Below are 19,310 nucleotides of genomic sequence, written 5' to 3' on the forward strand. Positions count from 1 at the left end.
ACCCTGGACACTGCCGTCGGCCACGGCAAGCGACACGCGGTCTACGGCCTCAATCAGGTGACCTGTCGTCGCATTCATCAGATGACTCCTTCGGGAAGGATCACACCTAATTCATGACACTCCCTCGAACGATCCGGGCGACGGTGAACAGGGCGTCGGATCGCTCACCCGTGGCTCACTGTGAAGCATGCCTACGTGAGTGCAGTCCGGATGCGCCAGGATGCCTAAATCCTGAATGTTGCTTCGGGGAGGACGTCGGTTCGGGCAGCGGCAACACTGACGGCCAGCAGAAGCGGGCGGACCTTGGTGTACCCGGTGAAGGAGGTGTTCGCGCGTCACCCGAAGGCATGGTGGTGGCTGGCGCTCGTCGTTGAGGGCTTCCCTGTAGGCGAGCCAAGAGTGGTTGGCGACGGCGAAATGTATGTAGTTACTTCACCGGCTTGCTGCTCCTGGCGGTTGGCGGTTGGCGGTTGGCGGTTGGCGGTTGCGGTCGCCGGCCGTGCTGCCGACGGTCCGCCACCTGCCGTCGTCAGGGATGTTGCCCAGCTCCGCCGAGGGCGAGCTGTCCCTCCCCTCCTAGCGTGAAGACCGTAACTGCAGGGGAAGTTGGGAGTTATGGCGGAGAAGCGACGGAAGTTCGATCCGGAGTTCCGTGAGGGGGCTGTACGGATCGTGACGGGGACCGGCAAGCCGATCGCCGAGGTCGCGAAGGACCTTGGCATCAACGAGACCACTCTGGCCAGCTGGGTCTCCCGGGCCCGCCGGGCCGGTACCACGCCGGCCGGTGAGAGCGATGAGCTGGAGCGGCTGCGGTGGGAGAACGCCCAGCTCAACGGGGCAACAAGGAACTGGTCATGGAGCGTGATGTGCTCAAACGCTGCATGGTCCTGTGGGTGAAGTAGCTGGGGCGGACCCGTCCCAAGTGGTCGGGGTGATCAGCGACTTCAGGACCGTGCACAACATCCCGCATCGCGTCTCGTGCCGTGCGCTGGGCGTGAGCGAGTCGTGGTTCTACAAGCACCGCACCCGCAAGCCCACCGGGCGGCAGACGCGTCACCTGCGGCTGGTCCAGGCGGTCCAGGCGGTCCAGGAGGAGTTCACCGACTCCGGTGGCACCTACGGCTCACCGAAGATCTGGATCATGCTGGTCCGCAAGGGCTGGCGCGTCTCGGTGAACACCATCGCGAAGATCACGGCCGAGCTCGGCCTGGCGGGCCGCACAGTTCACAGACGCCGCGGGCTGACCCGCCCCGGCAAGCGGCCGGCGAGTCCGGACTTCGTGCGCCGCGACTTCACCGCGGAGGCTCCCGACCTGGTCTGGTGCGGGAACATAACGGAGATCGAAACCGGCGAGGGGAAGCTGTATCTGGCCACGGTCATCGACCTGTTCTCCCGCCGCCTGCTCGGCTACGCGATGGGAGCCCGACATGACGCCGATCTGGTCGTCGCCGCCCTGCACATGGCCGTCGCGACCCAAGGCGCAGTATTCGGCCAGCCAGCCGATCGCGCGATCGAGGAATGCGGCGACAATACGGGAGGTTGAGCGTAGGCGCCGTCCGCCGACCACAGGGTCCGCCCGCTGGTCATCCACACCTTGATCGGCAAGTGGTTTGGGGTAGGGGCGGGCCTTCTGAGGATGAATACCCCAGGGTGTGTTCCAGCTATCCAAACTCCCTACCGTCGGACGACAGCTGGGTGGCCTGTCATCCTGCGGTTCCGGCGTCTGCGGACCAGTAGGCCAGAATCTGGCGTATGTCTGTGGTGACATGGTGATACAGGCCGAGAAGTCGTGTCGCGTGGTCGGCCACGTTCTCCATCTGGGCGCGGGCGCTCTCCTTCTTGCCTGCTCGCCAGGTCCACTCGGCGAGTACAGAGCGGCAGGTGAGCGTGCGTACCTGGTCGGGGCCGAACACAGTGATGAACAGTGGTACGAGCTCGGTGAGTTCTGTGACGGCCTCGTCGAGGTGGCCCGCTTTGCCGCGTTGTTGGGCTAGGTTTGCGCGGGTGATCAGGGACTCGCTGTGGAGCTCTCCGTGCACCGCAAGCTGGTCGGCCAGCAAAGGCGTAAGGATTTCGATCGCTTCTTCGTTGTGCCCCAGTCGGCCCAAGCAGCTGGCCAGAGCGTTGCGGGCGACCATGGTGCGAGGATGACGCGGGCCGCTGATTCGCATAGTGCCCTCGACGACAGTGCGCAGTTCCGGCAGGGCTTCGGCTTCCCGTCCGCATTGGGTCATGTAGTGAGCGCGGTTGCGCCGAGTGACGAGAACGTCCTCGTCTGACGGAGTAGGCAGTCGCTGCAGCGTGTCGAGGAGACGGTCGTACTCAGCGACTGCCCCCTCATAATCCCATGCAACGCCGCGCCAGTGCGCCAGATTGTTCAGAGTGGTCAGCACATGCTCGTGCTCGTCGCCCAGAAGGCCGCGTTGAGCGGCCAGCACAGCTTGGAGCTCCTCCACCGCCGCTGACACCTCGCCGTCCTCGGCCTGCAACCCTGCGATGTCGCTGCGTAGGAACAGGGTCTCCGGAGCATTTTCGCCCAGTAGCCGTCGCGCGGTGCGCAGCATCGATCTGTAGTGCAGCAGTCCCTGATCCCTGCGCCCGGTGGCCTGCAACTGTAAGCCAAGCCGCGTAAGTACGCGGTGAGGCCCCTGTGCATCCCACAACGCATCCGCCGTGTCATGCGCGACAAGGTGCTCCGCGCTGGACACCAGGGAGCGGCCGGTGGCGGTGTCCGTGTAGTCCACGCCCGGCGGCCACGTCTCCTCAAGGGCGTCGGCTGCCGCTCGGACCGCGGTGTTCAATTCCGAGGGCTGGACGCTTTCTCGTACAGCGCGCTGGATGAGCTGGTGCATGCTGACGAAATCGTCCCGCTCGTCCGTTCCTCGGGGCGCCGGGTTCACGAGACTGAGTCGGCGTAATACCTGTAACGCCCGTCGAGCGTGATGGGCTGAGGCTGGCAGTTGTCGACCGCTCGGCTGCTGCGTATTGAGGTACTGGACCAGGGCGGGCGTAGTGATCGTCGCCATGGGAACCGAGTGGGTGTCCAGCAGGCACAGCATCGTGAGCAGCGGACGCGCGAGGCCCGCGGGAGCGAGCTCGTTCGCTCGTTGTACCGACAGGTGCCACGCAGCGGCCACGGTGTGCTGCTGCGCGTCCGGGAGGCTACTGTCGTCAGGCAGAATGTCGGCCAGCTGCAGGGTGCGGTCCGCGAGCAGAGCTCGGTACTGCGCAACGGTCAAAGAGCGATCCTCGCAGAGGTAGGCGGCTGCCTGCGCAAGCGCAAGGGGCAGATGGCCGAGATCGTCAGCGAGGCGGTCAAGATCGGCGACGTCCTGCTCACGTCCCTGCAACTTAAGGACTCTTTGCAGGTAACGCCTTGACGTGGCCGGGGAGTACAAGCCGACGTCCACGCGAGCACGGTGCTCGGTGTGCCAGGCGGCGTCCTTGCTGCGGGTGGTCACCACGCACCGTCCGCTGGCCGTGCGCGGCGGCCACCAGTCCCGCAATGCCCCCACATCCGGCACATCGTCCAGAACCACTAGCCAGGTTCGGGGCGTTGTGGCAAGCCACGAGAGGAAGAGGGCAGCTTCGTCATCCACGTCGCCCGAAGCACTCAGACCGGTGACGGCACGCCAGGCACGGGCGTAGGTGCCCACGATGTGCTCAATGCGATCGGCGGTCACCCAGACGACCAGATCCATCCGCGCCGGTGGCGAAGTAACAGGGGCGGACCGCTGTGTGTCAGTGTTGACGGAGGCTGAGTCGACGTGCCGAGAGCGAGTCTTCGCGAGCATGTCCGCGGCGAACTCGGCCGCCACCTGCGTCTTGCCCACACCCCCCATGCCGCACAGGACCATTGTCGAGGGGGTCGCGTCGGCGGAGTCGATCCACTCGCGCAGACTCGACGAGGCCTCACGAGGCTCGAACCGGGAGGCGGGCACCGGGACAGAGCCCACGAGCAGCGGCCACTGCGGTCGGAAGGCTTCCTTGACTACGATCGTGACGTTTTCGACGTAGCCGCTGTTCGCCCAGCCATTGGGTTCGGCATGAGCGCTGCCGGTGTCCGAGACCTTGAGCATGTTCCTGTCCCTGCGCATGGACATCCGTTCAGGTGCTGCTATAGACAGCTGGTCGGGTGTGGGTCAACTCAGGCGGATGCCTGTGTTGACGTTGCCGCCGTCGCCGTAGGCGTCCCCGGTGCGCTCCACCCGGAACTCGCCATGCAGGCTGTCCGCCGGGCCCGTGATGCCGCTGTTGACATCCGCCCCCGATCGGGCTGACGCCGTGCCCGTTTGCAGTGCGACGGCGTCAGCTGGCTGCCCGTCACGCTGCGAAAGTTCCCGAGCCAGAGCGATCACCGCCGCGCACGCGGCGATGATGGAGGCCACTTGCCCCGCCGCATTCAGATCCACGGTGAACCACACCACCACCATCGCAGCGATGACAAGCACCGAACCGGCGATCACCGCGTACCGCTTCCAGTTGTTCATACCGGGATACTGCCTCAACAACGGGACGGTCGGGCCCAAGCGTTGGCCTCACTTGGAATCGACTGGCCCTGTGAGCTGCGGGGCAGAGCCCCGGCGGGGAAGCGTGTGGAGAGCAAAGTACAGCGATGGACCGCGCGCTCGAACGGCTCGGGCAGTTGGAAGTCGGTGCCCGGCCTTCCCTTGCCAGTCCCGAAGCTGAGGGGACCCGCATACTGAAGAGGGCTGTGCCGGCACAGCCCGAGATCCGGCGCCAGTCGAAAGGAGCAGTTAGCCTCGCTGTTTCGCTTGGGGTGACGAGGTGGCGCTGTGGGGTTGATCGAGGCGGTATCGGGCGGTGGGCATGGTGGGGACCCGGCGCGGTGGTCGGGTTCTCCAAGGTCTTTCGTGTCGTAGGTGGCCGGGGTGGCTGGTCAGTTGGCGGGGCGGGGTAGGGCGGCCAGACGGTGGAAGGCGGCGGCGAGTTGGTGTCGCCAGGGCCAGGTTGCTGCGATCCGCAGATGGAGGCGACGGCCGCCGCGGGTGAGACGGGCAGCGACGTGCAGGATCCGGTAGCGGAGTTTCTTGGGTTCGGCGGTGGCCAGTTCGCCGTCCAGCAGCAGGACGCGGGTCCAGGCCAGAAGGTCGATGGCCGCGAGGCTGAGCTCGAGCCAGGCGGCGTTGACGGAGAACAGGCGGGATGGGAAGCGTCCGAAGCCGGTGGTCTTGCCGCACCGGATGTGGTCCTCGACGGTGGCGTGTCCACGGTGGCGGACCTCCAGGAACTGGGCCGAGCCGCCGCCGGAGTACGGGGTGTCGGTGAGGAAGACCTGGTGCCGCAGGCCCTCGTCCTGGTCGAACAGGGACAGTTGGGCGCCGGGGTGCGGGCGTTCGCGGCGCACGATGATGCGGGTTCCGGCCGGGTAGCCGTTCAGGTCGACCATGCCGGTCAGCTCGGCGACCTCGGCGCCGGCACGCAGTGTTCCGTCCTGGTCCAGGGCGGGGTGCCAGACCTGTTCGGGCAGGGCGCGGATTGCGCGGCGGACCGGTGCGGTGACCGCGTATCCGACCGAGAAACGCAGGTGAAGGCCTTTGTCACGCAAGGCGCGGAGATGCGTGAGGAACGCCTTCGCACTGCCCGCGCTGTCGGTGCGGACCAGGATGTCGGTGCCGTGCCGATGGGCGTCGGGGATCTGCGCGAGGGCCTGGTCGAGCACGGTGATGTGATCGGCGGCGGTGTTGGCTCCGGCGTTGCCAGGCCGCAGCAGCCCGGACATCGCCTCGCCGGTGTTGGCCAGGAAACACAGCAACGGGTGGAACCCGAAGCCGCCTTTGTAAGTGGGTGCGGCCTGGTCTTTCTCGGAGTGGCAGGTGACCAGCGTGGCGTCGAGGTCCAGGACCAGGCCGGGCAGTTCGCGTCCGCCGGCCTTCACTGCGGGTATCGCGGTGCGGGTCTCGGCGGCCTGTAGCCAGGCCACTTCCCGGGCTGCGGCGCGGGCCGACCGCAGGCGGTCCAGTATGCGTTCGTCGACGGCGGCCAGCAGCCGCCAAGCCGTCGGCGTGGAGGCCACCGGGCCGAACACCTCGCGCTGGTCCCGCAGAACGGCCAGATCCGCGATCGCCTCGCCGCCGTCGGCGAGCATCACTGCGAGATCGGTGGCGATCCGGCCCGGGTCGTGGCCGGTGCCGCGCGGCCGAAGCGGCCGGAGCACGGTGGAATACGCCGCCGTCAGCCCGGTCGCTTCGGCGAGGTCCGCCAGCAAACGTGCTCCGGCGTGCCCGACCACCCCCGACCCGTCAGTGGACACCACAAGCCGGGGCCGCGAACCGATATCCTTCACGCAGAAAGTGCCTTCCTCTGGCGACGACAGAACCCCTAGACAAGGTCCATCGTCCCAGCTCAGGAAGGCACTTTTGCGTTTCTACCCAACCCTCAGCCGCACCCCAACCGAAACGGCGAGGTTAGCGCAAGAACGCAGAGATGCCGCAGCGACTACCTACCGGTAGGTGCAGGACGTCTGGATACGCGCAGAGCGCGGGCCTTCTTCTCTCACCCGCGCCCGGCCTCAGCATGCTGTGCTGGCGGTGTCACCGGACTCACGCAGAACTCCGCTCAGCGCCAGCTGTCGCGTACTCCACGACGAGAGGACTCGCTACCAGGCATCGGGAAGGGGTCTCGGCGCTGGGAAGAAGCCCTGTGACGCGTGCGTATCCGGTCATCATCGTTGATGTGTCGATGCCATGGTCTCCCTCGTCCAGGGCATGCAGCAATGCCTGGACTCCTCGCCCGTGCAGGTCAGCAGCTGTCGGCTGGTCCCCGGACAGTGGCTCGCGATGCCCGGCGAGTGCCTCGACGACCTGTCCGGCCCGGGTGACGAAAGAGGCGCCCAGGCTGGATGCGGAGTTCGCCACCTCGAGCTCGGGGCCGTCCACCGGCATCGGCGTCCAACCCCGCAGATGCCGGGCTGAACCGTGCATCAGCAGTCGGACGCCTCCGGCTGTCGCGTGATCTGCGTTCCGTATCCGCACCGAGTCCACGAAAAGCACGAGATCCTGGTGGGCGCCGCTGAGCGTCACGCACCGCAGCGGGGCTTCGAACTGTACCCACTGGCCGGGACGCAGCCCGGGTGTGGTGTACCACTCCGCAACGAGCTCCAAGTGCCGGTACACATCCCGCAGGTGCCGCAGCTGCCCGAGTTCGCCGTCCGTGGTCGGCGCGTCCATGTCGATGCCGCCCAGTGGCGTGGTCAGCCGAAGGCCACTCGTCCGCGGCATACGCCGGGGCTCAGGCACGAACTGCCGTAGCTTTCCGTCCGATAGATAAGCGATCTCACGCAAGGCGCATCCCCGTTTGGTGTGCTGATTCCGTGACACGCCATACTGCCACGCAACTCCGACACCAGCCGACGGCATCCAACCCGCGTGCATTTTCGGTCAGTTGAACCTCAGCAGGGCGTGCGAACACTTGATAATGAGCGAGCACGCGCGCAACGCCGCGATGACCACGGGGGACGTAATGGGCGACCGTAGTGAGGCGGACTCAGCCTTGGACCGGCTCATCGAACAGCTGGAGGGCGTAGGGAAAGAACAGGTTCGCCACGGGGGAAGGCTGGACTCCTTCGAGGAAGGTCTGCAGGGTGTACGCGCCAAGGTCGTCCAATTGCGCGGTGACGTCACCGAGGTCCGCCAGGAGGTCGCGGGACTGGAGAGTGCGGTCAGCGACACCCGCGAGGTCTTGGACGCGTTCATCCAGCAGTACGGCCGCGACCGTGAGGTGGCTCGGGCCCAGGCCGAACTGGCCCGTCTGACCACCGTCTTCCATGCGGAATTCGCCCAGCGCAAGCAGACCCGTGCCCTGGCACGTGGGCTGGCTCACACCCTCACCGCGCAGGCTGTGCGCAGGAAGATGGTCAATACCATCACGGTACGGTCCTGCGCCGAGGAACGGATGCTCCTCGAACCGGCCTACTGGCTGGCTCCCGCGATAATGGCAGTGGCTGCGAATTTCCGAGACGAGACCGAGCAGGGCGAGCGCGCCCGGGCGCACGCCTGCACTCTGGACGCGGCCAAGGCCAACCTGTTCTTCGCTCTGACTTCTTCCCGTCTCGGAAACGAGGACGAAGCGGCTGCCTGGATGGACACCTACCTACAGTCACTCGATCCTGAGGAACTTGGTCAAGACTTCTGTGTCGTCCTGGACGCCATCGCGAGCAACGAATTGGGGGAGGAAGCCCTCAGTTACACCCGGCAGACCATGGCAGGCTGGAATCAAAGCACGCATCGGACGTCTGCCCACAATTCGATCATGGACATGCCCGGCGCCGCTCAGTGGAGTGGCCGGCTTCGGAACCTGCGCCGGCAACTGTCTGAAGACGAGTACACGGCACTGCGCGAGACATGCTCAGACCAGTGGGACGCCCTCCAGGTCGGCTGGGAACTCGCGACCGTGCCCGGGAGAACTCTCGCCTACCTCCAGCGCACGTTCCCGGACGGCCCAGACGGAGTTGACCGGCCCGTCAGCGACGGCCGCCACGTCGAAACCGCTCTCGAGCGGCTCATCAATCAACTCGAACCCGATGAGGCACACCTGCACGAGCAGATGCGCCGGCTTGAGCGCATCATCGAACACGGGGGAGATCTGGAAGCAGCCGCCCAGGCAGACGAGTCGCCCCTAGGTCCGGAAACCGAGCCAGTGCCCTTCGTGACACTCCTCGACCAGGCCGTCTTCGCACCGGACACGGCACGGCTGGGCCCATCAGCCCGCCGTATGGCCCTCCGTGCCATTTGGCCGAGCCTGGAGGGCGCCGCCGATCGCGTCGTCACAGAATCCCGGCGTCAAATCCCCCACCGCATCACCCTGAGCGTCGCCGGCTACTCCTGGACTCTCCCCACGGACCCACACCGCACCGTAGAGCCGGACCGGCTCATTGACGACCTCGCCACACGACTTGAGCAACGAACTCAGGCCCGCTCGGACGCCGTAGTGCGCCGCTGGCCGCGCGTCTGTAGCGCCTTGCTGTTCGGAACCGTCACCGGGGCGCTGGTGGTGCCGTTCGTCGACGGCGTGTCACGGGCCCTGTTCTTCCTGCTGACCCTCACCGCAGTCGCGTGGGTCCTTTGGGAGATTTGCGGCGTTCCCCTGCGGAAGAGGCATGTGCGTGAGCAGGGCGATCAGTCACGCCATGATGCCGTTGCGACATTGGCCAAAGCACTGCGACAGCGGGAGGACTTCTTCACGGAATGGCTTGAGAGCATGGAGGACCTGGCAGCCCTCACCCGCTGGGCGGGCACCGCGAACAGCGCTGACCACGGATGACACAACCGGACGAACAGATGGGGCGAGGGTGGATACCTCCACACTGATCGGTGGCCGTTTCAAGCCAAAAGACGGCCCCACCAGTGGCGCCATGGGTGATGTGTGGACGGCCGAGGACGTGAGGCTGGGCCGCACCGTGGCTGTGAAATTCCTCGCGCAGCGCCGCCTCATACAACAGGGCGCCCCTACGGAGTTCACCGAGACGGCCGCGAGAATGTTCGAACGGGAGGCGCGGGCCATGGCCCGGGTCAACCACCCGCGCGTCGCCACCCTCTACGACAGCGGCGAACACGACGGCGCCTTCTACATCGTCATGGAGTATGTCGAGGGCAAATCCCTCGCCGAGCACCTCAGGACCGGGCCGAGGCTTCCGTTGGAGCGCACCATGCGTTGGACACGCCAGATCTGCGAGGGACTCGACGCCGCGCACAACGCCAAAGTGATCCACCGCGACATCAAACCCGACAACATCATGATCACGCAGCAGGGGGACGTGAAGCTCGTCGACTTCGGGCTGGCGTTCCTGGCCGACGTCACCCAGACCCACACCGTTGCGGGCACCCCCCTGTACAAGGCACCCGAGCGGTGGCACGGCGAGACAGGCAGCGAACGCAGCGACCTATATTCCTTGGGCTGTGTCCTGTACGAGATGCTGACTGGGCACCCGCCCTTCGGAAGCCCTCACGACGACCCCATGACCGTGGGCCGGATGCACCAGGACGATACGCCGGCACCCCCGAGCGCCCACCGCCCCGGCATCCCCGCCCAACTCGACACCCTCGTCCGGACTCTCCTGGCCAAGGACCCAGCAGACCGCCCTAAAAACGCCCACACGACCGCGCACGCAGTTGGCGAGCTGTCGCACGTCCTGGACGCAACAGACGACACGAGCAGACGAGCCGACCTGCCCGACCCGCCCGGCAACAGCGGCGGCCTCTCAAAACGCATCGAAGCACTAGACCTACGCATCTTCGAGCTGGAAATCCTTCACGACCGTAGCGATCAGCCTGTGATCGAGGCACGCACCGAACACGCCGAACTCACCGGCCAGTCAGGCGACACCCGAGGAGCAGCAGCCCTCTACGACCAAATCGCCCGTGACTGCCAGAACTTCTTCGGCCCCTACGACGTCCGGACACTGGACGCCTTCGAGGGCCTCGCACGGTGGAACGGCAGAGCGCGCGCGAGGTAAAGGGTCTTACAGAAGGCCGTGAACAGCAGGCCAGGGGATCGGGGGCGTTCGGTTGGTGAAGGCCATCGCCGTGCGGTCAGCAGTCGCTGAAGATCGTGAAGTTCTTCATCCAGGAGAAGGCATGCTCGACGCCGGCGGGACCTCGCGATGGTGGGCGCTATCCTCCTCTCCCTGAAACAGCGGCTGTCCGGAGGAATCCGGTATCCGGCGCTGCCGGGGACGCCGCTGCTCCGCTTAATCCGCCACCATCTTTTGGGCCCGGTTCCCGGCGGACATCCGCAACAGACCGCGTCGTCCGCTTCTTCTCCGCATATATCTGCGTAAGGCGCTCGCTCGCGTCGTCCTGGGTGCCGAAGCCGAGTCTCCTCGCGCTGCTTACCGAGCGTCCCAGAAAAGGGTGTACGGGTGCGGGCGCCGCGTCGAGCTGGCACAGCCGCGTTCTTTGAAGAACGACCCTGCGCCGCAGGCGAGTTGTCGAGCCACCTAGCGAACCCTCCCCGAGCGGGAGCTAGGTATCTGAGCCCAGGTCCCCGCTGCGGCGGTCATCAGGTCAGCAAACGGGAACGCTTCCCCGCCCAATGCTGACCAGAGCGGCCTGATCAGGCGTTTGACCTGCACAAATGCCCGGATGCTAGATCTTGGACTTGAATAGAGTACGCAGCATTTTGGGCTCCTGGAAGACGGCTCCCTGCCAGCTTTGTGCAGGTCAAGGGCGGTATTCACTCTACAGGGGCACGCGTCGAAGTCGACGATTGTGAGGAACATCGCTTCTCATTGGGATAGGGCTCCCTGCCTGGGCTTCCGCGCCAACCAGGCTGTTGTGACGCCACCGACCAGGTGCCTGTTGGGACAGCCTTTTCAGGATGTTCGGGAACTGATGCTGACCAGATGCTGACTTACCTGACGCCACATCAGGTGCATGCGGGTCACAGGATGACTCGCTGCCCGGGAGCACGCACTGCAACCCGAAAGATTCGCGAGGAGCTCGGGTCTGCTGCATGATCGGGTGACATCTGAACTGGCTTGCCCTGTGGGGCGGGTGGGAAGGATGTCGCTGTGCCCAAGCCTTGTCCGGAAGAGTTCCGCCAGGACGTCGTGCGAGTCGCGAGGAACCGCGGCCCGGGTGTGACGGTCGAGCAGGTGGCCACCGGTTTCGGGGTCCACCCGATGACGTTGTGGAAGTGGATGCGCCGGGCGGACATCGATGACGGGTCCAAGCCCGGGGTGACCAGCCAGGAGAGCGCGGAACTGCGGGAAGCGCGGCGGCAGATCAAGCTGCTGGAGCAGGAGAACGAGGTCCTGCGCCGGGCCGCTCTCTCTCAGGCGTTCTCGTCATGAATCCGCGCACCGAGATCCTCCGCCCACTCCAGCGCCCACGCCTTGAGTCCTTCGATCTGCCGGGAGGTGAGCCCGTACGCCGTGTAGTCCTCATCCTCGTACCAGTCCGCGCCGACGAGCCGGTCCCGGAGGTCTTCGAGGCTGAACTCGTCGTGGGCGCGACGGCGGCCCAGGGATTCGAGGTCGGCGGTGGAGCGGTCGCGGGAAGCAGCTTGGACGTCGATGAGGTCGCGGACGGTGCCGCGGTCGGCGAGGGCACGGACCTTGGTGCCGATCACGTCGTCGAGGGAAAGAACGGGGCCGTAGGGGGTCTGGGCGGGCGGAGCCCAGAACGCCTCCTTGAGGACGTCGACCTCGCACTCCTCGCCGGTGTCCGGATCGGTGACGAGGAACCGGCCGCTGAGCGGATCGGTCTGGACGTGCGTGGTCCGCCATCCGCGCGCGCTGAGGCCCGCTGTGAGTGAGGCGACGATCTCCTGCATCGGAGCGGGGTTCTCGGTGGCGACGTCGAGGTCACGGCTGAAGCGTTCGACCAGGCCGTGGGCCTGCACGGCGTATCCGCCGGTGAGGACCAGAGGGTAGGGGGAGCCGAGGTCGAGGATGTCGGCGAGGAGACGCTCGTGGAGCGGAGTGAGTTTCACGCGGCTGTCGTGTCGGCGAGAGCGGTGCGGAGCTGCTCGGGGAAGGCGTCCTCCCAGACCTCGCGGATGTAGGGACTGATCAAACGCCGCAGCACGGGCCACTGCTCGGTGAGTAGCCGGTGGTGCAGGAGAGTCACCAGGTCCTCACTCAGTCCTTCGGCGAGGACTGTCCGGTAGAGCGTCATGCGGGACTTCGGACGGTCCAGGCTGTAGCTCGTCCTCCCGGACCAGACGATGTGGAGCGGCAGGTCCACGTTGCCCTCGACGGGGCCGGCCAGCTCCTGCAAGCGCTCGGGCAACCGGCTGCGGTAGCGGTCTCGCAGCACCTCGGCACGGGGGGCGGTGATCGTCGTGTCCATGCATCCAGTATCGCTGCTGGGAGGCGGCGGCATGGCGGATACGGGGCTCCTCTCTCGTACGTACGGGTCGGGCGCCACCCGCCCTTCCCTCGAACACCTCACCCCGTGGGCGCCTAGCGCATCATGGCCTACCCGTGCAGCCCCCGGGTGGTGCGGCAACCGGCTGCCCTGCCGACCTAGGACCAGCCCCGCTCGCGGGCGCGGGTGATCGTGACGCAACAGGTCACGCGGAGGCCGCCGCGGTGGGGTGGGCTGCGGCTTCGGTCTCGGTCTCGGTGTCGGGAATGACGACGGTGTCGAAGCCGAGGGCCATGACGTCGGCGCAGTGGACGAGAAGGACACCGGGGGCAGGCTAGGTCGCGGCAGCGGCCGGAGCATCCATGGGGCACGCCGCTTCGGCCCCGAACGCAGCCCAGTTGCTCAGGACCCATGCCGCGGACGAGTTGTCGAGTCACGCAGCGAACGTCCCAAGCGGGAGTTAGGCACCTCTGTCCAGGTCCCCCGTCGTAGCGGCCACCTGGTCAGCAAGCTGGGACGCTCCCGGGCCCAATGCTGACCGTTTGCTGACCCGAGCGGGGCTATCAAGCCTTTGACCTGCAAAAACGCCCAACCGCTAGATCTTGGACTTGATCAAAGTTCGCAGCACTTTGGACTCCTAAAAGACGGCTCCCCGCCAGCTTTCTGCAGGTCAGGGGCGTCGTTCACTGTACACGGGCACGCGTCGAACTCGAAGATGTCGGGGAACATCGGTTGACTCTCACGACAAGGCTCTCTACCTGCACTCTCACGAGAGCCTGGCAGCCGTGACAGCGCTGATCTGGCATCTTTTCGGACAGCCGTTTCGGAATATTCGGAGACTGATGCTGATCAGTTGCTGAGTTATCTGATGATGCATCAGGCAGATGGGCGGCCTCTCAGCACGCAAGTCCGAGGTATCGGCCGCAAAGCGAGCTGGTGGGCGCCACACAACAGTTGTCGCCGTCGGCGCAGGAGGCTCTTCGATTGCGGGCGGTGACCGCGTTGGTGGTGGGCCGGACTCGCGAGGATGTCGCGGCGGTGTTCCAGGTGCCACTCAAGACGGTGGACAACTGGTGGCCGAAGTGCTGACAGGCGGGCGCGAGGCGACGGTTTGGCATCGTGCCGCTCGCCCTACCGCTTCAGCTCAACGTCGAAGAACAGCACCGAAGTGACGAGCATGAGCCCGTAGACCGCGTTGATCCGCGAGTACTGCGTACGGGACACGCCGTGCGCACTCGGGTGCCTGCCGAACACACGCGGAATGGGGTCGCCGTTCTTCGGCCAGTACTCGGCGTGTGCGTACCAGACCGGAGCGAACGTCAGGGCAACCCGAATCTGATAGTCGTTCAGATCAAACTTTGCCTGGCCCTTCCTATTGGACGTGACGGCCTGCCGGTGTCAGCGCGCGCCATGGACCTGACCCAGCTGAACGTCAGCGAGCTGGTCACCAATGCCCGCAAGCACGCCCCCCGGTCCCGTCCTAACGCAACTCCGCCTCGCGGGGACCTGGTGGAAGTCGTCGCCTGGGACAGCGAACCCGTCCTGCCGGTGGCCCGAGCCGCCGACCCCGGCCGCGTCGGACAGCACGGTCTGGAAATCGTCATGGCCATCTCCCAGGGCTTCGAAGTCCAGCGCGAGCCGGTCGGCAAACGCATCACCGCCCGCATCGCCCTCCCCGACGACCCCGGCGGAGACTTCACCGGACGCCATCCCTCATTAAACAACCCGCCACGGCCATGGTCAGCACCGTCTGCGACTACAGCAGCGCAGGACCGGTGCCTCAAGCGTCTCTGGGGTTCGGCTGGATGGCTGCGCGGTCAGCCTGGTGGCCGTGTCTGTCGTGTCTAGCAGCAACGTCCCTGAGGGGCTGCCCAGTTCGGCGGGGATGAAGAAGGCTGGCCGCAGCCGGGGCTACGTCTTCGGTGTCTGGACAGCGATCGCCGCAGCCAGCACGGTCTCGGCCGCCCTTGGTTGCCGACACGGCGATTCCTGAGGCGTTCGACGACGCTTACCCGGCCATCGGACTGATCCCGGGAAAAGGGCCAGTGCTGTGTAACCGAGGTCAATGCCCGCCACCCCGCCGTGCTCGTCCAGGACCACGGCGAACTCGTCGTCCACCTCACCCATCCGCCTCACCGCGTCCGGCAGCAGGAGCGGCCTGCGGGCGAGCGCGCCCGCGACGTCGTCCGGGTGATCACCCAGGACGGGGTAGGTGGAGTGGCCGTGCTTGCCGATCAGCTCGACCGCTTCGGCGGCGGAGGCTCCCTTGCGGACGAAGACGGCGTCCACGCGCGGCACCATCACCTCACCGAGGGTCCGCTCGGAGAACTCCAGGGCGTGGTCGATCAGGTCGGCGGTGTCCTTGGGCAGCTCGCCCTGCTCGTGGGACTCACCGATCCGATGGCCGAGCTCCTCCAGAGTGGCGCCGTGGTGCAGCTCCTCGACGGGCTCGATACCGACCTTGCGCAGCAGCCCGTTCGCCGCGCCGTCGAAGACCCGTACGAGGGGACCGACGACCTACAGGTAGCCGAGGGTGGAGGCGGCAAGAGCCTTCGCGAGCCGCGCCGGCACGGCGATCGCGAGGTTCTTTGGCGCCAGCTCGCCAGCACCATCTGCACGACCGTGGCCAGCACGAAGGCGAGGATGACGGAGATGCTGGAAACGGCCACCTCGGGAATGCCGATGCCGGTCGGGTTTGAACAGCGCGGACACGGACGGCTCGGCGATGAAACCGACGACCAGGCCGGTCACGGTGATGCCCAGCTGGGCGCCGGACAGCATGAACGACAACCGCTCCAGCACCTTCAGAGCACGGGCCGCCCGCCGGTCGCCCGCCTCGGCCTCACGGGCAAGGGCGAGCCGGTCGGCGGAGACGTACGCGAACTCCTGGGCCACGCTGGTCACGCGGAGCTCGAAGGCACGGGCGAGCCGGGCGAGCAGGCCGCCCGGGACGGCGCTGCGCTATTGGGACACACCCTGTGGCTCGGTGACAGCAGACACCATCCCGCAACGACACCCGCAACGACAGTCGACAAGCCCGTGACTGGACACTTCGGTCATAGAACCCCCGCCCTGGACGGCGCTGCGCATCCTTCCCACCAGCACCGGCACAAGAGCCGCGAGACGAAAGGATGGCCTCACCCTTCGTCTGCTCGTGACTGGCATTGAGCGACTCTGTCGGGAATCTTGAGATCCGGGGTCACTTTCCTTGCCGCCACCACAGGGGGCGAGGCAGGCCGCGTGCGTCGAGGTATTGCTGGAACGCCGTGGGAGGGCGGGGCCGGTAGGAGTGGCCGACGGGCTCTTGGAGGCTCAGCCGCTCGACGTTGATCGCGAGTGCGGTCAGGACGTGCTGGACGTGCGTTTTGGCCAGGCCGCGGTAGCGGCACCGGCGTGCTCGATGACCGTGCGCGAACTCCTCGATGGTGCCCTCGGCCCCGGATCGCAGCCCGTAGAGCCTGCGCCAGTTTGCATCCTGCTGATCGGCGCGATTCTTGGCCTGGAGTTCGTGCATGCGACGGGTCGGGAAGTACAGGCTGCGAAACGAGCCCGGGGTGCACGCGGCCTGCTCGGGGCAGCGGCCGCACTGGCGGGCGTCGAACCGGACCACCACCGATGTCGGCTCCGCCACCGGAAGGTCCCGCCAGTTGCCGCTGACCTGCCCGTTGGGGCAGGTGACCTCGCGTTGGTCGAAGTCGATGACAAAGTTCTCCCTGCCGAAGCCATCCTCGGCCCGGTGCTGTGGCGAGGTGCTGGAGGGAAGCGGCCCGACCAGGGTGACGCGGTGGAGGCGGGCAGCGGCGTCCATGCCGGCGACGGAGGTGTAGCCGCCGTCGACCAGGTGCTGCCCAGGCAGGCGAAGCCGCTTGAGGCGGGCATGGATGCCGGGCAGTGCCTGGCTGTCCGCGCTGGAGACGACGGTGGCCACGTCGGTGATGACGTTGATCCGCTTGTCGTCGCAGGTCTCGGTCACGTGCGCGAGGTAGCCGGTCCAGCGGGTATCGCCGCGCCGCGTCCAGCGGGCCTCGGTCTCATACGGCGACTCGATCCGTACCCGGGAAGGAGGCCGGCCATCGCGCTCGGTGCGCGGCCGGAACCGTCCGCGCCCGTCCACAAGGAAGTGCTGCACCAGGATCGTTCGGAGCACCCGGGCCTGCGCCGGAACGGCGCCGCCGGGGAAGCGGGCGTCAAGTCGCTGAAGCAGTTCGCGGGCGTCGGCGCCCACCTGCTCGAGCCGGGCGACGGGGTGGCTGGGCTGGGAGCACAGGCGCACCTGCCGCCCGTAGCGTTCGGCCCACTCGGCGGTGACCAGCTCATCCAGCAGTTCCGGCGCGCCTCGGGCCACATCCTCCAGGACGGCGCGCACCGCCTCGGACACCAGCTCCAGGCGGGTCAACTCCCGCGCGGCGGACAGGACGTAGATGGAGTCGGTGCGCTGCTTGCCGCGCCCCTTGAGCAGGCCGGCCCGCCGGATCCGCGTGAGCGCGAGGCCCAGCAGCCGGTCGGCTCGGTCGCCCTCGGCGAGCCGGTCGCGAAAGTCGGACAGGACGCTGTGATGGAAGCCGGGGTCTTCCAGTTCCAGTCCGAGGGCGTATTTGAAGTCGATGCGGCAGCGCACCGCTTCGGCGGCCTGACGGTCGGACAGGTTCATCGCGTACTGCAGCACGCAGACGGTGGCCAGCTGGGCAGGCGAGAGTCCGGGGCGGCCGTCGCGGGGGTACCAGGCGGTGAAGTCCTCGTCGTTCCACAGGCCGTCGAGGCGGTCGCGGATCCACATCGCGGTGGTGCCGTGGGGGTTGCTGGCTCGGGCGACCCGCATGGTCAGCGGCGGGATCTCGGCTCCGGGACGAGGACGGAGGGACATATCGGGCTCCTGGGGAACATGAGCAGAACGTTCCAACGAGCCTGACGCAACGTCACGATCGTTTACGGCCCGTCCTCAAGATTCCCGACAGAGTCCCTCATTGACAGACACCCAAGTCACCCGCCGCACCAGCGAGTACACGGAAGCAACAAGGTCGCAACGGCGTGGAGGCGCGCAGCGGGCCTCGTCGAGTACGTCGGCGCACTCCGACTTCATGCAGAGGGTCTGCCACCCGGACCGACCAGGGAGGAAGCCGATGCATGGATCGCGTGGACCGAGAGCCACGCGCAAAGCCTGAATCCGCTCAACGGTTCACCGTTGCTCCCGGATATCCCCGCGCCACGCACCGAGGACCCGGGCGAAGGTCAGGTCTCGGCGAGATGCCGGTCACCTGCGGCATCGGAAAGGTAGTTCACAGTGGCAACGATCCTCATGCGTCCAAACCACCGCGTTTGACGAGCTGGCTCGCGATGACGTTCCGCTGAATCTCGTTGGTGCCCTCGCCGACGATCATCAGCGGGGCGTCACGGAAGTAGCGTTCGACGTCGAACTCCGTGGAGTAGCCGTAACCGCCGTGGATGCGCACGGCGTTGAGGGCGATCTGCAGGGCGGCCTCGGAGGCGAACAGCTTCGCCATCCCGGCCTCCATGTCCACCCGACGTCCGGCGTCCGCCTCCCGGGCCGCGTACAGGGTGAGCTGGCGGGCCGCCGTCAACGAAGTGGCCATGTCCGCGAGGTAGTTGCCGATCGACTGGTGCCTCCAGATCGGCTTGCCGAACGACTCCCGCTGCTGGGCGTACGCGAGGGCGTCCTCGAACGCCGCCCGGCCGACCCCGAGCGCGCGGGCGGCGACCTGGAGGCGTCCGGTCTCCAAACCCTTCATCATCTGCGCGAAGCCCTTGCCCTCCACACTGCCGAGTACGGCGTCGGCCGGTGCCTGGTAGTCCTCGAAGGACAGCTCGCAGCTCTCCACGCCCTTGTAGCCGAGCTTGGGCAGGTCACGGGAGACGGTCAGCCCCGGACCGTGCTCCACGAGTAGGATCGAGATGCCCTGGTGAGCCGGGGTGGCGTCCGGGTCGGTCTTGCACAGCAGGGCGATCAGGCCGGACCGGCGGGAGTTGGTGATCCAGGTCTTCGACCCGTTGACCACGTATCCGCGATCGCCGTCCTTGCGGGCGACCGTGCACATTGCCTGCAGGTCGGAGCCGCCGCCCGGCTCGGTCAGGGCCATGGTCGCGCGGATCTCGCCGGTGGCCATCTTGGGCAGGTACCGGCGCTGCTGCTCCTCCGTGCCGAAGTCCAGCAGCAGCTTGGCGACCACGGTGTGGCCGCCCATCGCGCCGGCCAGGCTCATCCAGCCGCGCGCCAGTTCCTCGGTGATCAGGACGTAGCACGGCGTGGAGACGGGGGTGCCGCCGTACTCCTCGGGGACGGCGAGGCCGAAGACGCCGAGCCGCTTCATCTGCTCGATCAGAGCCTCGGGGTAGGTGTTCGCGTGCTCCAGTTCCCGGACGACCGGTTGCACCTCCTTGTCGACGAAGTCGCGCACCGTGTGGACGATGAACTGCTCGTCCTCGGACAGGATGTCGAGAGTGCTCATGCGTGGCGCTCCTCGT

At 66.8% G+C, this 19,310-nt stretch carries 14 protein-coding genes and 2 pseudogenes; 6 read left to right on the forward strand and 10 right to left on the reverse strand.

Translation table 11 applies throughout. From position 1 onward, the window contains the following. Positions 1-615 precede the first annotated feature (615 nt). On the forward strand, positions 616-897 hold the full coding sequence (locus OG622_RS08390; RefSeq protein ID WP_371574474.1) for a transposase: 282 nt from the start codon (positions 616-618) through the stop codon (positions 895-897). A gap of 34 nt (positions 898-931) precedes the next feature. Further along, positions 932-1,543: a DDE-type integrase/transposase/recombinase gene (locus OG622_RS08395; protein WP_371574476.1), complete on the forward strand. Its 612-nt coding sequence runs from the start codon at positions 932-934 to the stop codon at positions 1,541-1,543. A 160-nt stretch (positions 1,544-1,703) separates the two neighbouring features. Here OG622_RS08395 and OG622_RS08400 read toward each other — a convergent pair whose 3' ends face one another. From OG622_RS08400 to OG622_RS08415, 4 genes are all read right to left on the reverse strand, one after another. Then, on the reverse strand, positions 1,704-4,079 hold the full coding sequence (locus OG622_RS08400) for a tetratricopeptide repeat protein (protein ID WP_371574478.1): 2,376 nt from the start codon (positions 4,077-4,079) through the stop codon (positions 1,704-1,706). A gap of 63 nt (positions 4,080-4,142) precedes the next feature. After that, positions 4,143-4,490, reverse strand: coding sequence for a hypothetical protein (locus tag OG622_RS08405; protein WP_371574480.1), 348 nt, complete (start codon positions 4,488-4,490; stop codon positions 4,143-4,145). A gap of 410 nt (positions 4,491-4,900) precedes the next feature. Beyond that, positions 4,901-6,307 (reverse strand): IS1380 family transposase, encoded by a 1,407-nt coding sequence (locus OG622_RS08410; protein WP_371574203.1) that lies wholly within the window; start codon positions 6,305-6,307, stop codon positions 4,901-4,903. A 256-nt stretch (positions 6,308-6,563) separates the two neighbouring features. Beyond that, a complete protein-coding gene (locus tag OG622_RS08415; protein WP_371574482.1) occupies positions 6,564-7,394 on the reverse strand; it encodes an SAVMC3_10250 family protein in 831 nt (276 codons plus the stop codon). A gap of 43 nt (positions 7,395-7,437) precedes the next feature. Here OG622_RS08415 and OG622_RS08420 point away from each other — a divergent pair, with 43 nt between their 5' ends. From OG622_RS08420 to OG622_RS08430, 3 genes are all read left to right on the forward strand, one after another. Further along, positions 7,438-9,282: a hypothetical protein gene (locus OG622_RS08420; RefSeq protein ID WP_371574484.1), complete on the forward strand. Its 1,845-nt coding sequence runs from the start codon at positions 7,438-7,440 to the stop codon at positions 9,280-9,282. Between the two features lie 91 nt (positions 9,283-9,373). Further along, on the forward strand, positions 9,374-10,474 hold the full coding sequence (locus OG622_RS08425) for a serine/threonine-protein kinase (protein ID WP_371574485.1): 1,101 nt from the start codon (positions 9,374-9,376) through the stop codon (positions 10,472-10,474). Between the two features lie 1,056 nt (positions 10,475-11,530). After that, entirely contained in the window at positions 11,531-11,812 is a 282-nt protein-coding gene (locus OG622_RS08430; protein ID WP_371574487.1) for a transposase, read from the forward strand. On the opposite strand, the gene OG622_RS08435 is transcribed toward OG622_RS08430, so the two are convergent. The 3 genes from OG622_RS08435 to OG622_RS08445 form a co-directional block, all read right to left on the reverse strand. Then, positions 11,794-12,453, reverse strand: coding sequence for a nucleotidyl transferase AbiEii/AbiGii toxin family protein (locus tag OG622_RS08435; protein ID WP_371574489.1), 660 nt, complete (start codon positions 12,451-12,453; stop codon positions 11,794-11,796). The two genes, OG622_RS08430 and OG622_RS08435, sit on opposite strands and share 19 nt — an antisense overlap. Then, a complete protein-coding gene (locus OG622_RS08440) occupies positions 12,450-12,812 on the reverse strand; it encodes a hypothetical protein (protein WP_371574491.1) in 363 nt (120 codons plus the stop codon). Before OG622_RS08440 ends, OG622_RS08435 begins: the two co-directional genes overlap by 4 nt. Before the next feature lie 1,416 nt (positions 12,813-14,228). Beyond that, positions 14,229-14,540, reverse strand: coding sequence for a hypothetical protein (locus OG622_RS08445; protein WP_371574492.1), 312 nt, complete (start codon positions 14,538-14,540; stop codon positions 14,229-14,231). A 70-nt stretch (positions 14,541-14,610) separates the two neighbouring features. Between OG622_RS08445 and OG622_RS08450 the strand changes: the two are divergent. Further along, positions 14,611-14,872, forward strand: a pseudogene (locus tag OG622_RS08450) (ZIP family zinc transporter); the annotation flags it as partial. Between the two features lie 22 nt (positions 14,873-14,894). Here the strand turns inward: OG622_RS08450 and OG622_RS08455 are convergent. The 3 genes and pseudogenes from OG622_RS08455 to OG622_RS08465 all read right to left on the reverse strand — a co-directional run. Continuing rightward, positions 14,895-15,770: pseudogene (locus tag OG622_RS08455) on the reverse strand (hemolysin family protein); the annotation flags it as partial. A 259-nt stretch (positions 15,771-16,029) separates the two neighbouring features. Beyond that, entirely contained in the window at positions 16,030-17,694 is a 1,665-nt protein-coding gene (locus OG622_RS08460) for an IS1182 family transposase (RefSeq protein ID WP_371574493.1), read from the reverse strand. Positions 17,695-18,124: 430 nt separating this feature from the next. Beyond that, on the reverse strand, positions 18,125-19,294 hold the full coding sequence (locus tag OG622_RS08465; protein WP_371574495.1) for an acyl-CoA dehydrogenase family protein: 1,170 nt from the start codon (positions 19,292-19,294) through the stop codon (positions 18,125-18,127). Between the last annotated feature and the right edge of the window lie 16 nt (positions 19,295-19,310).

It is taken from the genome of Streptomyces sp. NBC_01314, from assembly GCF_041435215.1.
Taxonomy (GTDB): domain Bacteria; phylum Actinomycetota; class Actinomycetes; order Streptomycetales; family Streptomycetaceae; genus Streptomyces.